The following is a 13102-nucleotide window of genomic DNA, read 5'->3' on the forward strand; positions in this document are numbered from 1 at the left end:
AAACACGTCCCGCACGGTGCCGTTCGATGGTGGTGGAGGGCGGCGCTTTGGCTGGGGCGCGTCATGGAGGCGGCTATGTCATTTTCAGGGGGTGTAGGACAGCGGGTTTTCGGGTCGGTTGAAGAAGGGTGATTCACGCGGAGACGCGGAGAAGAAGTAAGGAGAAGGATCATCGCCGTTGGACGCGGTAAGCCACCCCTCCACCTCACCATCATCCCGGCAGACGCAGAGACCCATGGATGCGCTGGTGGGTGTTGGTGTGCGTCGTCATCGGTGGTGCGGGTCCATGGCTCCCGGCGTTCGCCGGGATGACGGTTGGAAGGGCAAGCCCTCTCCACTGCCGCCCTCTCTTCGCGCCTTCGCATGAGCAAGTTTTACTTCTTCTCCGCGCCTCCGCGTTTGCGCGTGAAACACCTTTCTTTTGCGCGCAAATCAGCTTTGGAAGCGGCGTTCGGTAGAGGCGGGGTTGGCCTTCAGCGCTTTGCCGACGCGGGTGGGGCGGTCCATCAATTCGCCGCTGCAATTGGGGCAATGTTCGTCGAGCGCGTCGGCGCATTCCGCGCAGAAGGTGCATTCATGGCTGCAGATGAATGCACCCGGCGCGTCCGCCGGCAGGTCCGCGCCGCAGCGTTCGCAATCCGGACGCATCTCGAGCATCAGGCAGCAGCCTGGCGGACGGCGTCGCAGATGCGATCGACGAGGGTTTCGACCTGGGCGGCGTCGTCGCCCTCTGCCATCACGCGGATCACTGGCTCGGTACCGGACGGGCGGATGACGAGGCGGCCGGTGCCGGCGAGTTCGGCCTCGGCAGCGGCGATCACCGATTTGACCGAATCGTGCTCCAGCGGCTTGCCGCCGGCGAAACGGACGTTCTTGAGCAGTTGCGGCAGCGGTTCGAAGCGGTGAAGCACTTCGCTCGCCGGCGCGCCGGAACGTTTCAGTTCCGCGAGAACCTGGAGCGCGGCGACCAGACCGTCGCCGGTGGTGCCGTAATCCGACAGGATGATGTGCCCGGACTGTTCGCCGCCGACGTTGTAGCCCGACGAACGCATCTTTTCGAGGACGTAGCGATCGCCGACGGAGGTCCGGACGAGGCCGAGACCCTGCGCCGACAGGTGCCGTTCGAGGCCGAGGTTGGACATCACCGTCGCGACAAGACCACCGCCCGACAGGCGGCCGGCGCGCGCCCAGCTGCCGGCGATCGTCGCCATCAACTGGTCGCCGTCGACGACCTTGCCGTGTTCGTCGACGATGATCAGCCGGTCGGCATCGCCGTCCAGAGCGATGCCGATGTCGGCGCCACTGGCGACCACGGTTTCGGACAAGGTTTGCGGGGCGGTTGATCCGACTCCGGCATTGATGTTCGTGCCGTTGGGCGTGACACCGATTGCGACGACATCCGCGCCGAGTTCCCACAGCGCGGACGGGGCGACCTTGTAGGCGGCGCCGTTGGCGCAATCGATCACCACGCGCAGGCCATCGAGTCGCAGGTTTTCGGGAAAGGTTGCCTTGGCGAAGTGGATGTAGCGGCCCTGCGCATCCTCGATCCGGCGGGCGCGGCCAATCTGGGCAGAGGGGACGAGTGCCACGTCGCTATCGATCAGTTGTTCGATCGTCAGTTCGGCCTCGTCGGACAGCTTGTAGCCGTCGGGGCCGAACAGCTTGATACCGTTATCGGCAAACGGGTTGTGGCTGGCGGAGATCATCACGCCGATGTCGGCGCGCATCGACTGGGTCAGCATCGCCACCGCCGGGGTCGGCAACGGCCCGACCATCACCACGTCCATGCCGACGCTGGTAAAGCCTGCGACCAATGCCGATTCCAGCATATAGCCCGACAGGCGCGTGTCCTTGCCGATCAGCACGCGATGCTTGTGGTCGCCGCGCTGGAAATAGGCCCCCGCCGCCATGCCGACCTTCATCGCCATGCCTGCGGTCATCGCGCCGGCGTTTGTCGCACCCCTGATCCCATCGGTGCCGAAATATTTCCTTGCCATCCCGCGCGATCCGTTCCGCTATGCCGCCCTTAGTCCCCGATGCGCCAAGGAACCCGATGTCGCAAGCCACCCGTATCCTCCTCGCGCTCGTCGTCGGTATCGGGCTGGGCATCGCCGCAGTCGCCATCGACAGGGACTGGGCGCTCGCCGCCACCAGCGTCACGCAGCCGATCGGCGAGGCGTGGCTGCATGCATTGCAGATGGTCATCGTCCCGCTGATCGTCGGGCTGCTGGTGACCGGCATCGCGGCGACCGCCGAGGCGGCGAAGGCCGGGCGGATCGCGGGGCGGGCGGTGGCGCTGTTCGTGGTGGTGCTGTGGTGCACGACGCTGATGTCGGCGGCGATCATGCCGCTGCTGCTCGACCTGTGGCCGTTGCCGGAGGCGTGGTCGGCGGCGTTGCGCAGCGCGCTGACCGAAGCGCCGGCGATGGGCAAGGTGCCGACGCTGGCCGATTTCTTCAACACGATCGTGCCGACCAACGTCGTCGCGGCGGCGGCTGGCGATGCGTTCCTGCCGCTGACGGTATTCACGCTCGCCTTCGCCTTTGCGATCACGCGGCTGGAAGACGATGCACGGCGGCGGCTGACCGACCTGTTCAAGGCGATCACCGATGCGATGCTGGTCATCATCGGCTGGGTGTTGAAGCTGGCGCCGATCGGGATCTTCGTGCTGGCGTACGGGGTCGGCGCTCGGACGGGGGCGGCGGCGTTCGGGGCGCTGGTGCATTATATCGTGCTGGTGTCGTCGATCGGCTTCATCGTGCTGCTGGCGGGCTATCCGGTGGCGCGGTTCGGCGGCGGCGTGCCTTTCCGCAAATTCGCGCGTGCGGTAGCTCCGGCGCAGGCGGTCGCGGTCAGCACGCAATCCTCGCTCGCCTCGCTACCGGCGATGCTGAAGGGGTCGGCGGAGATCGGCGTCGCCCCGGCGACGGCGGGGATCGTGCTGCCGGTGGCGGTGGCGATCTTTCGTGCGACCAGCCCGGCGATGAATTTGGCGGTGGCGCTGTACGTCGCGCACTGGCTGGGGGTGCCGATCGGGCCGGGGCAGCTGGCCGCGGGCGTGGCGACGGCGGCGATCACGACAATGGGATCGGTGTCGCTGCCGGGGACGATCAGCTTCTTCGCCAGCGTCGCACCGGTCGCGTTCGCGATGGGGGTGCCGATCGAGGCTTTGGGCTTGCTGGTGGCGGTGGAGACGGTGCCGGACCTGTTCCGTACCGTGGGCAATGTCACGATGGACGTCGCGGTGACCAGCGTGGTGGGGCGGCGGGCCGCTTGATTCCTCCCCCGCGAGGGGGAGTTGGCGGCGCGCCAGCGCTGACGGAGGGGAGGTTCGCGACGAGCCTTGTGCCTGCGGAAACGCCCCCTCCACCATTCGCGACGCGAACGGTCCCCCTCCCTCGCTGAAGCGAGGGAGGAATAAGGTTCAGCGGGGCCGCTGCTCGTCGCGGGTATCGACGCCCGCCGCTGCAGGTTCGCCGATCGCGGCTTCGCCGGCCAAGGCGTGATCGGGTGCGTCGCCGATCGTATCGAGGTGCATCAGGCGGGTGACGAACGGCGCGAGGATCAGGACCACCACGCCGACGCCCATCGCGAACCAGCCGATACGACCGTAGACCGCCAGCACCTGCGCCGGGCCGGCACCTTCGCCGCCGGTCGCCTGCGCGATCAGGCCGGCGATGAAATTGCCCGCTGCGGTCGAGAGGAACCACGTGCCCATCATTAGCCCGGTCATGCTGGCGACCGATAGCCGCGTCATCGACGACAGGCCGATCGGCGAGAAGCAGAGTTCGCCCATCGAATGCAGCATATAGAGCAGGATGACGAAGATCGCCGGGGTCAGCCCCTCCGCTGGCGCGCCCATGATCAGCGCGAAGAAACCGGCGCCGACGAGGATGAGGCCGATGCCGAACTTGAACGGCGCGGACGGTTCGATGCCGCGCTTCCCCATCGTGGTCCACAATATGCCGAACAGCGGCGCGAGCGTGATGATGAAGAAGGAATTGACCGACTGGAACCACGAGGCCGGCATCGTCCAGCCGAGCACCGTGCGATCGACCGACTGGTCGGTGTAGAGGTTGAGCGACGACCCGGCCTGTTCGAACAGCGCCCAGAACAGCGGCGACAGCGAGATGAGGAACAGCGCGGCGAAGATGCGATGCCGTTCGACCTGCGGCAGCTTCCGGAACGCCGTCATCAGGATATAGCCGATGGTCAGAACCGATCCGACGATCAGCAGCATTCCGACCGCGCCCTGATTGCGCACCAAATACCATGCGACGCCGATCCCGAGGATCGCGCCGGCATAGATCGCCCATTCGATCGACAGGCCGATCGGTGTCTTCGCCTTCAGCGCGGCGGGCACGGGTGGTTCGCCGACATCGTACAGTTCGCGGCGGAACAGCACGAACACGACGAGGCCGAGCGCCATGCCGATCCCGGCCGCGCCGAAGCCGTAGGACCAGCCCATCCGTTCGCCGAGGTAGCCCACCAGCAGCGGGCCGATGAATGCGCCGGTGTTGATGCCCATGTAGAAGATCGAGAAGGCGCCGTCGCGGCGCACGTCGTCGCGGCGGTACAGCTTGCCGACGAGCACCGAGATATTCGCCTTCAGGAACCCGGTGCCGACGATGATGAAGGCGAGCGCGAGGTAGAAACCGTTGAGGGCGCTGCCCTGCACGCCCTGAGGCGCCTCGACCGCGGCGATCAGCAGATGGCCGATGGTGATGAAGACACCGCCCGCCAGTACCGCCTTGCGCGGCCCGAGATAGCGGTCGGATATGTACCCGCCGATGATCGGCGTGATGTAGACCAGCGAGGTATAGGCGCCATAGATCGCGAAGGCGGGCTGTTCGCCGAACAGGAAATGCTTGGTCAGGTAGAAGACCAGGATGGCGCGCATCCCGTAATAGGAAAACCGCTCCCACATCTCCGCGAAGAACAGCATGAACAGCCCGAGCGGGTGTCCGAGGAAGGTGCGGGCATGGGCAGGTACGCCGCCCCCGCTCGCCGATGCACTGGCCATAGGCTCCGATGACTCCAACCGATATCAGGCGCCGTCCCGGTCCGGGCGGCGGATCGCGGTAACGTAACGGCTGGGCGCCCGCTGTAAATATCGGGCGGCACCTCTATGTGTCGGGCATGACCGATCCGATCTTCAACGACACCTCCACGCCGCTGGCTCTGCTGGCCACCCGCCGGTCCGGCAAGCCGCGCGATCTGGTCGCGCCGGGCCCCAATCCGGCGCAGCTCGACCAGATGATCGGCATCGCCGCGCGGACGCCCGATCACGGCAAGCTGGCGCCGTGGCGGTTCGTGATCGTCGACGATCGCGATGCCCTGTCGCGGTTGATCGTCGATGCCTATCGTGCGGAACGCCCGCAGGCGGCGCGGGCGGAGATCGACTCGCTCGACCAGTTCTCGCGGCAGGCGCCGGCGCTGGTAATGGTGCTGTCGTCGCCGAGCAGGACGAGCCATATCCCGCTATGGGAACAGGAGATGTCTGCGGGTGCGGCGACGATGAACCTGCTGCATGCTGCGCATGCGATGGGCTTCGCGGGCGGCTGGCTGACCGGGTGGCCGACGTTCTCCACCGCGGTGCGCGATGCGTTCGGCGCGGCGCACGAGAAGATCGTCGGCTTCGTCTTCGTCGGCACGCCCGGGCGGCCGCTGGAGGAACGGCCCCGCCCGGACATGGCACGGATCGTCTCGCACTGGCCCGATGCGGGATGACAATCGGCCTGTTGGGAGTGGACCTTTTCGCCCGTTGCTGTATTAAACCAGCATGACAGCGCTGAGCAACGAGGATAGCCCGGTCTATATCCGGCTGCGGGGAACCATCGCGGCGGGCATCCTGCGCGGGGACTATCGCGCGGGGGATCAGCTTCCCTCGGTCCGGGCGTTCGCCGCCGAGCATGGCGCCAACCCGCTGACGGTGGCGAAGGCCTATCAGAGCTTTCAGGACGACGGCTATGTCGAGGTGCGGCGCGGTGTCGGCATGTTCGTGCTGCCGGGCGCATCGGAGAAACTGCGCGCGGCGGAGCGGGCGAGCTTCGTCGACAATCAGTGGCCGCGGATATTGGGCTACATCGACCTGCTGGGGCTGGATGCCGCCGATCTGCTGGAGCGCGAGCGGGTCTGATTTTCGCGCGCTGTTCGTGGAAGCGCGGATATTCCGGATCAAACCTGTTTTCCGTCATCCCTGCGAAGGCGAAAATCCCTACGCGCCGACCTTTACGATGAAACCGTGGCGGTCGCGGCTATGGGCCCCCGCCTGCGCGGGGATGACGATGGATGGGGGCGTTACTCTTCGCCTTCGCGCGGACCGACCTTCTTAAAACAGCTCCAGCGCGACCACCTCTTCCGGCGTCAGGTCGATGCCGAACATCAGCGACATGCGCATGCGGTAAACGCGGGGGTCGGTGATCTCGGCGTCCGAACTGTTGTCGCCGGCGCGGCGATGATAGCGGCGGTCGGTAAGGCCGGCCATGCCGTGAGGCAGGACGATGCTGGCGATCGTCAGCTGCGTGAAGCGGCTGCCCGGCGCGGTCGAGGTCCAGTGATTGGACAAAGCCAGATCCGCGTCGAACACTTCGGTTTCGTGGAAGCTGTATTGCGGCATCCAGTCGGCGCCGGTGCCGCGACCGTCGGTGGAGCCGGGATCGCCCTTGCGGCTGAGCATCCAGCCGTGCTGCGCGTGGCGGTCGAGGCGGAACCACGCGCCGTCGGGGGCCTCCGCTTCCCAGCCGTCGACCAGCGCCATCACCGGCGCATAGCTGCCGCCGAAGCCGGCGTCGGCGATCCAGTCGCGGCCACCGATCGTGACGAGGCTGAGCGTATGCGTGAGCGGCGGGGTATCCTCGACACCGAGCCAGACGCGGGCGAGCAGCGGGCGGACCTCGAAGTCAAGCGCGGTCAGCGCGTCCATGAACAGGCGGTTCTGTTCGAAGCAATAGCCGCCGCGCTTGGCGGTGACGAGCTTCGCGAAGACACTGGCGGAATCGATCGCGATGCCGCGGCCAAGGCGTACGTCGAGGTTTTCGAACGGGATCGACAGGCGGTGTTCGCGCTGGAGGCGGCCGAGCCCCTCGGCGTCGGGCGTGACGCGGGCGGGGAGATTGATGCGAGCGAGATAGGCGTCGAGGTCGAACATGCGTGTTCTGTGACGTGCGGGATGGCGGTGTGCAAGGGTTTGGCGGCTCGTAAGGGAGTGCGTAACTTCCTTCCCCTTCCATCATTCGGCTCCTTCCGAACTGTGCCCGACGCCGGGAAGAAATCCAGGGTGCGTGACCTTTGGCGTTCTTCGGTCCTCCCCCGCGAGGGGGAGGTGGCGCGTCCGCAGGGCGTGACGGAGGGGGAGGTGGGCTTCGAACTCCGTTATCAACGACGTCGCTTACCTCCCCCTCCGTCACGGCGTTGCCGTGCCACCTCCCCCTCGCGGGGGAGGACTTGTTAGGTCAGGCGGCGAAGGCTTCTGCGGGAATTGCATATAGAACGTCGGCGCTCGCGGTAGCGGCGGCCTTCAGGCCGAGCGCTTCGGGGACGATCTGGTCGAGGTAGAAGCGGACCGCCGCACGTTTCACGATAGCGAATTCCTCGTCGCCGGTCGCGTGGCGACCTTCGCGTTCCATCAGCCAGCCGCAGACCGCGACCGAGGTCATCGTCAGGAAGGGATAACTGGCGGCGAGCTTGTCGTCGGCGTCGGCGGTGGCGAGGCGGTGGGCGATGGCGTCGATCGCGTCGATCAGCGCGATGAGCGCCGGGTGCTCTGCCTCGGCGCGCATATCGGCAACCAATGCCGCGAAGGCACCGCCGTTATCCAGCGACAGCTTGCGGCCGACGAGGTCGGCGGCCTGAATGCCGTTGGTGCCTTCGTAGATCGGGGTGATGCGGGCGTCGCGGAAATATTGCGCGGCGCCGGTTTCCTCGACGTAACCCATGCCGCCGTGCACCTGAATGCCGAGGCTTGCGACTTCGTTGCCGATGTCGGTGCCGTGCGCCTTGGCGAGCGGGGTGACGACTTCCAGCCGGTTCTTTGCCGCAGCGTCGCCCAGCCCGGCGCGATCGACCTGACCGGCGGCGTAATAGACGAGCGCACGGGCTGCCTGCGTCTGCGCCTTCATGCGAAGCAGCATGCGGCGGACGTCCGGGTGGTCGACGATGCGGACCGATTCCTTGTTCGGCGAACCTGCGCGGGCGGACTGGACGCGCTCGAGCGCATAGCCGACCGCCTTCTGCGTCGCGCCTTCGGCGATCTGGACGCCTTGCAGGCCGACGTTCAGGCGGGCGTTGTTCATCATCGTGAACATCGCGCGCATGCCGGCATGTTCGGCACCGATCAGTTCGCCGACGCAATCGTCATGGTCGCCGAAGCTGAGCACGCAGGTCGGCGAGGCGTGCAGACCCATCTTGTGTTCGATCGACACGACGCGGACGTCGTTGGAATCGCCGGGTGTGCCGTCATCCTTCAAACGGAACTTGGGGACGAGGAACAGCGAGATGCCGCGCGTGCCGGCGGGCGCATCGGGGGTGCGCGCGAGGACGAGGTGGACGATGTTGTCGGCCATGTCGTGGTCGCCGAACGAGATGTAGATCTTGGTGCCCTTGATCGACCATTTGCCCCCCCCAAACTTGTCAGGGCCCAATGGCTTGGCGGTCGCGCGCAGGGCACCGACGTCGCTGCCCGCCTGCGGTTCGGTGAGGTTCATCGTGCCGGTCCATGCGCCGGTGGCGAGGTGCGGAAGATAAAGCGCCTGCTGTTCGGGTGAGCCATGATGCGCGAGCGCCTCGATCGCGCCGACGGTCAGCGTCGGGCAGAGCGCGAAGCCCATGTTGGCAGACCCAAGCGTATCAAGCACCGCGGTCTGGATCGCGAAGGGCAGGCCCTGCCCGCCGAATTCTTCCGGCACGCCGATCGTACCCCAGCCGCCCTCGACGTAATCCTTATACGCTTTGATGAAGCTGGCCGGCATATGGACGCCATCGGGCGACCATTTCGCGCCGACGGTATCGCCTTCGCGGTTGAGCGGGGCCCATTCGCCGGCCGCGAACTGGCCGACGCCCTCCAGCACCGCATCGATCACGTCGGGGCTGGCGGCGGCGAAGCGATCGGTGGTGGCGAGTTCGTCTATTTTTACGACGTGCTCCAGCACGAAACGCTGGTCGGCCACGGCTGCGGTAAAGGACATCATTCTCTCCCAGGATTACCCGCGATATAGCCCCGGTGGATGGTCGATCCAAACCCGCGCATCTTACCCTACGGCATGGCCGCGATCGACGAGGCGGCCGAGCGAATCGGTCGTGGCGAATGCGTCGCGGTGCCGACCGAGACCGTCTATGGCCTCGCCGCCGATGCCGGGAATGCCGACGCGGTGGCCGGCATCTATGCCGCCAAAGGGCGACCGAGCTTCAACCCGCTGATCGTGCATGTGGCCGATCTGGCGGCCGCGGAGGCGCTGGCGGTGTTCGATGCCGATGCGCGGGCACTGGCGGCGCGATTCTGGCCGGGACCGCTGACGCTGGTGCTGCCGTTGCGGACGGACGCACCGATCGCATCGCTGGTGACGGCGGGACTGGCGACGATAGCGTTGAGGGTGCCGCGTCATCGGGCGATGCAGGCCCTGCTCGCTGCGACGAAGCGCCCGTTGGCCGCTCCATCCGCCAACGCGAGCAACGGGATCAGCCCGACGCGGGCCGCGCATGTCGCGGCAAGCCTGGGCAACCGGGTGCCGCTGATCATCGACGACGGCGGATGCGAAGCCGGGCTGGAATCGACGATCGTCGCAGGCCGGACCATCCTGCGGCCGGGCCCGATCGTGGCCTCGGATCTGCCGTTCGCGGTGCAAGCACACTCTATAGACTCTACGGACGCTGCGATCACCGCGCCGGGGCAGCTGGCGACGCATTATGCGCCGGGCAAACCGCTGCGGCTGGACGCGACCGCGGCGGCCGCCGACGAATGGTTGATCGGCCATGGCCCGGTGAAGGGGGACGACATGCTGTCGGCGACCGGAGACCTGCGCGAGGCAGCGGCGCGGTTGTTCGATGCGTTGCATCGCGCCGATGCGAGCGATCGGGCGGCAATCGCGGTCGCCCCGATCCCGCATGCCGGCCTGGGCGAGGCGATCAACGACCGGCTGACGCGCGCGGCGCATCGTTGACAGCCGAAAACCCCGGCGGCTCTGGGGCCGCCGGGGTTCTGGCTTCGCTCGTCCTTGGGGGGAGAGCTCGGTCGGCGCCGACACCCTTGGGGGGGCGGTGCCGGCACCGGAACTGGTCGCTTCTCCGGATTACTGGAGGAGCTTCAGGACGCCCTGCTGGCTCTGGTTGGCCTGAGCGAGCATCGCGGTCGACGCCTGGCTGAGGATCTGCGCCTTGGCGAGGGCCGTGGTTTCCGTCGAGAAATCGGTATCCTCGATGCGGCTGCGGGCGTCCGACAGGTTGGTGACGTTGGTGGTCAGGTTGTTTACGACCGACTGCAGACGGTTCTGACCGGCACCCAGCGTCGCACGGGCGGTGTTGATGTCCTTGATCGCGGCATCGACCTTGCCCAGCGTCGTCGTCGACTTCGTCGTGGTGGAGACGTCGAGCGGCTCCGTGGTGCCGTTCGTGATATTGTCCATGCTGACGAACGCCTTCTGCAGATCGACCGTGTCGGACGCACCGGCGCCGGTCTGGATCGTGACCTTGGCGCTCGACGTGGCGGCCGTACCGGCGACAAAGTCGAACACCGGAACGCCGTTGAACTTGGTGTTGGTCAGGATGTCATTCATCTGCGTGCGCAGCTGCGTAACTTCGGCGTTCAGGTTGGTGCGGTCGTCGGTGCTGTAGGTGCCCGATGCCGACTGCACGGCCAGTTCGCGGACGCGCTGGAGCATGTTGTTCACTTCGCCGAGCGCACCTTCCGCCGTCTGGGCGAGGCTGATGCCGTCGTTGGCGTTGCGGATCGCCTGGTTCATGCCGCGGACCTGGGCGGTCATGTTCGACGAAATCGCCATGCCGGCGGCATCGTCCTTTGCCGAGTTGATGCGCTTGCCGGTCGACAGACGCTCCATCGAGGTCTGCAGCGCCATGTTGGCGGAGGTCGAAGCGTTGCTGGCGCGAAGCGAGGCGATGTTGGTGCCGATAACGGTCATGAGATGTCTCCAATTAGCTGCGGCGCTCCCCGCCGCCCCCAGAGCGGAGGGCCGAGCCGCCAAATGGGATAACGGCCCGGCGCGCGGCGGCTTAAGCGAAAAAGTTGCAACCGGTCGTTCGACCCGTCCGGCCGATCCAGCCCCCCCCCTTCCGTACGGGCACATACGGGCGCGTCGCGCGCGCGTGACGCAGGCGGGCCGGCGCCCGGAAATATTTTGCCGGGCGGCAACCGTTTTAACGACGCGTTTACCCTTGTTGCCGCATTGCAGGCTCATCCTTGGGGGATAAACCATGCGTTCGATTTTTCCTTCCGCTGCGGTGTCGCAGCGCAAATACGCGCTCGTGTCGGGGCTTCGCGCCCAGGGCTTCGGCGTCGGTTCGTTCGAAACCGGCCAGCCCGGCCCGGCCGACCTGTTCCTGATCGCCGAGGGCGAGGCGCCGCCCGCCCCTGCCCGCACCGTGATCATCGGCGACGACGGTCGCCACGTCATTCCTTCCCGCGACGGCAACCCGGCGCGAATCGCCTTTGGCCATGAGGACGCGGCGGTCGGCAACGGCTTTGCCCGCGCGCTGGTCGCCGGGCCCGACATGCCAACGGCGGCGGACCCCGAATCGCTGGCGCTGCTGGCGCTGGCCGAGCGCGTGGCGCAGGCGGACATCACCGTCCTGATCAACGGGCCGACCGGCACCGGCAAGGAAGTGCTGGCGCGCGCGATCCACAACAATTCACCCCGCAAGAACGGCCCGTTCATCGCGATCAACTGCGCCGCGCTGCCCGAGACGATGCTCGAGGCGCTGCTGTTCGGTCACCAGAAGGGTGCATTCACCGGTGCATCGTCGGGCGGCGAAGGCTTTTTCCGGGCAGCCGACGGCGGCACGATCCTGCTCGACGAGATCGCGGAGATGCCGCTCCAGTTGCAGGCCAAGCTGCTGCGCGTGTTGCAGGAGCGCGAGGTCGTGCCGATCGGCGCGTCGGTGCCGCAGAAGATCGACGTCCGCGTCGTCGCCTGCGCCAACCGCGATTTGCAGGGCGAAGTCGCCGCGGGTCGCTTCCGCGCCGATCTGTACTACCGCCTGTCGGTCTTCCCGCTGTCGACCAAGCCGCTCGCCGAGCGTCCGCAGGATATCCCCGCGCTCGCCGCGACGATGATCCTGCGCCATGCCGGTACGCGCGCCGTCGTGCCGTGGCCGACGGTGGACGCGGTCGAGCAGCTGATGCGTCACGACTGGCCGGGCAACGTCCGCGAGTTGGAGAACGTGATCCAGCGCGCGCTGCTGTTCGCCGGCGGCGACACGATCGAGGCGAGCCACATCGTGTTCGACCGGCCGATCAGCTTTACCTTTCACCGCGAATCGGCCCCGGTGACGCAGCTGTTCCCGCAGGCCGCGCCCGCCGAGCCGGCAACGTCGGCCCCGGTAACGTTGGGCAACGTCGTGCAGATGAGCGAATTCCAGGCGATCCGCGAAATGCTGGCCGCTTGCGGCGGCAGCCGGATCGAGACCGCACGGCGGCTGGGCATTTCCGAGCGCACGTTGCGCTATCGCCTAGCCAAGGCACGCGATCAGGGCGACGACCTCGCCCGCCCGCTTAACATGGCGGGTGCGGCATGAGCGGCGTTGCGGGTGTGGGCGGCGCGATGAGCGTCGACCGGGTGATGCAGCTGCGCGCGCAGATCCTAGAGCGCAACCAGGCGCTGAGCCGTGCGAGTGCGACCGAGACCAGTGCCCCCGCCGGGGCTACGAAGCCGACCAGCTTCGCCGATACGCTGCAGGATGCGCTGAAGGACGTCAACGCGACGCAGGGCAAGGCGTCCGCGCTGTCCGAAAGCTACGAACGCGGTGAAACGGTCGATATCGCCAAGGTCATGCTGGCGCGCCAGCAGGCCTCGGTCGGGTTCGAGGCCACGCTGCAAGTCCGCAACAAATTGCTGTCCGCCTACAAGGACATCATGAGCATGCCGGTGTAATC

At 66.9% G+C, this 13102-nt stretch carries 12 protein-coding genes; 6 read left to right on the forward strand and 6 right to left on the reverse strand.

Annotation, left to right across the window (positions count from 1 at the left end; translation table 11 throughout):
- Nucleotides 1–432 precede the first annotated feature (432 nt).
- Nucleotides 433–657, reverse strand: a complete 225-nt coding sequence (locus LRA87_RS11065) for a DUF1272 domain-containing protein (protein WP_230631527.1) — start codon at nucleotides 655–657, stop codon at nucleotides 433–435.
- Nucleotides 657–1997 (reverse strand): phosphoglucosamine mutase, encoded by a 1341-nt coding sequence (gene glmM / locus LRA87_RS11070; protein ID WP_230631528.1) that lies wholly within the window; start codon nucleotides 1995–1997, stop codon nucleotides 657–659. The genes LRA87_RS11065 and glmM overlap by 1 nt, the downstream gene beginning before the upstream one ends.
- Nucleotides 1998–2053: 56 nt before the next feature.
- Between glmM and LRA87_RS11075 the strand changes: the two genes are divergently transcribed.
- Entirely contained in the window at nucleotides 2054–3277 is a 1224-nt protein-coding gene (locus tag LRA87_RS11075; RefSeq protein WP_230631529.1) for a dicarboxylate/amino acid:cation symporter, read from the forward strand.
- A 147-nt stretch (nucleotides 3278–3424) separates the two neighbouring features.
- Here the strand turns inward: LRA87_RS11075 and LRA87_RS11080 are convergent, their stop codons facing one another.
- Entirely contained in the window at nucleotides 3425–5023 is a 1599-nt protein-coding gene (locus LRA87_RS11080; protein WP_230631530.1) for a peptide MFS transporter, read from the reverse strand.
- 128 nt (nucleotides 5024–5151) lie between these two features.
- Here LRA87_RS11080 and LRA87_RS11085 point away from each other — a divergent pair, with 128 nt between their 5' ends.
- Nucleotides 5152–5730 (forward strand): nitroreductase family protein, encoded by a 579-nt coding sequence (locus LRA87_RS11085; RefSeq protein ID WP_230632244.1) that lies wholly within the window; start codon nucleotides 5152–5154, stop codon nucleotides 5728–5730.
- Between the two features lie 52 nt (nucleotides 5731–5782).
- The gene (locus LRA87_RS11090) at nucleotides 5783–6139 is read left to right on the forward strand and encodes a GntR family transcriptional regulator (protein ID WP_230631531.1); all 357 of its coding nucleotides are present in this window, start codon (nucleotides 5783–5785) and stop codon (nucleotides 6137–6139) included.
- A gap of 192 nt (nucleotides 6140–6331) precedes the next feature.
- Here the strand turns inward: LRA87_RS11090 and LRA87_RS11095 are convergent, their stop codons facing one another.
- Together LRA87_RS11095 and LRA87_RS11100 are read right to left on the reverse strand one after the other, a co-directional pair.
- Entirely contained in the window at nucleotides 6332–7150 is an 819-nt protein-coding gene (locus tag LRA87_RS11095; RefSeq protein WP_230631532.1) for an arylamine N-acetyltransferase family protein, read from the reverse strand.
- Between the two features lie 304 nt (nucleotides 7151–7454).
- Nucleotides 7455–9188 (reverse strand): acyl-CoA dehydrogenase, encoded by a 1734-nt coding sequence (locus LRA87_RS11100; RefSeq protein ID WP_230631533.1) that lies wholly within the window; start codon nucleotides 9186–9188, stop codon nucleotides 7455–7457.
- A 36-nt stretch (nucleotides 9189–9224) separates the two neighbouring features.
- Here LRA87_RS11100 and LRA87_RS11105 point away from each other — a divergent pair, with 36 nt between their 5' ends.
- The gene (locus LRA87_RS11105) at nucleotides 9225–10157 is read left to right on the forward strand and encodes an L-threonylcarbamoyladenylate synthase (protein ID WP_230631534.1); all 933 of its coding nucleotides are present in this window, start codon (nucleotides 9225–9227) and stop codon (nucleotides 10155–10157) included.
- Nucleotides 10158–10286: 129 nt separating this feature from the next.
- Here the strand turns inward: LRA87_RS11105 and LRA87_RS11110 are convergent, their stop codons facing one another.
- Entirely contained in the window at nucleotides 10287–11132 is an 846-nt protein-coding gene (locus tag LRA87_RS11110) for a flagellin N-terminal helical domain-containing protein (protein WP_230631535.1), read from the reverse strand.
- A gap of 292 nt (nucleotides 11133–11424) precedes the next feature.
- Between LRA87_RS11110 and LRA87_RS11115 the strand changes: the two genes are divergently transcribed.
- Both LRA87_RS11115 and fliE read left to right on the forward strand, forming a co-directional pair.
- On the forward strand, nucleotides 11425–12744 hold the full coding sequence (locus tag LRA87_RS11115; protein ID WP_230631536.1) for a sigma-54 interaction domain-containing protein: 1320 nt from the start codon (nucleotides 11425–11427) through the stop codon (nucleotides 12742–12744).
- A complete protein-coding gene (gene fliE / locus LRA87_RS11120; RefSeq protein ID WP_230631537.1) occupies nucleotides 12741–13100 on the forward strand; it encodes a flagellar hook-basal body complex protein FliE in 360 nt (119 codons plus the stop codon). Before LRA87_RS11115 ends, fliE begins: the two co-directional genes overlap by 4 nt.
- Nucleotides 13101–13102: the final 2 nt, after the last annotated feature.

It is taken from the genome of Sphingomonas sp. Leaf37 (assembly GCF_920939475.1).
GTDB lineage: Bacteria > Pseudomonadota > Alphaproteobacteria > Sphingomonadales > Sphingomonadaceae > Sphingomonas.

What these genes read in the sequence shown, in the direction of transcription:
- LRA87_RS11065 (WP_230631527.1), bottom strand. Translation starts at nt 657, where the DNA reads ATGCTCGAGATGCGTCCGGATTGCGAACGCTGCGGCGCGGACCTGCCG.
- glmM (WP_230631528.1), bottom strand. Translation starts at nt 1,997, where the DNA reads ATGGCAAGGAAATATTTCGGCACCGATGGGATCAGGGGTGCGACAAAC.
- LRA87_RS11075 (WP_230631529.1), top strand. Translation starts at nt 2,054, where the DNA reads ATGTCGCAAGCCACCCGTATCCTCCTCGCGCTCGTCGTCGGTATCGGG.
- LRA87_RS11080 (WP_230631530.1), bottom strand. Translation starts at nt 5,023, where the DNA reads ATGGCCAGTGCATCGGCGAGCGGGGGCGGCGTACCTGCCCATGCCCGC.
- LRA87_RS11090 (WP_230631531.1), top strand. Translation starts at nt 5,783, where the DNA reads ATGACAGCGCTGAGCAACGAGGATAGCCCGGTCTATATCCGGCTGCGG.
- LRA87_RS11095 (WP_230631532.1), bottom strand. Translation starts at nt 7,150, where the DNA reads ATGTTCGACCTCGACGCCTATCTCGCTCGCATCAATCTCCCCGCCCGC.
- LRA87_RS11100 (WP_230631533.1), bottom strand. Translation starts at nt 9,188, where the DNA reads ATGATGTCCTTTACCGCAGCCGTGGCCGACCAGCGTTTCGTGCTGGAG.
- LRA87_RS11105 (WP_230631534.1), top strand. Translation starts at nt 9,225, where the DNA reads ATGGTCGATCCAAACCCGCGCATCTTACCCTACGGCATGGCCGCGATC.
- LRA87_RS11110 (WP_230631535.1), bottom strand. Translation starts at nt 11,132, where the DNA reads ATGACCGTTATCGGCACCAACATCGCCTCGCTTCGCGCCAGCAACGCT.
- LRA87_RS11115 (WP_230631536.1), top strand. Translation starts at nt 11,425, where the DNA reads ATGCGTTCGATTTTTCCTTCCGCTGCGGTGTCGCAGCGCAAATACGCG.
- fliE (WP_230631537.1), top strand. Translation starts at nt 12,741, where the DNA reads ATGAGCGGCGTTGCGGGTGTGGGCGGCGCGATGAGCGTCGACCGGGTG.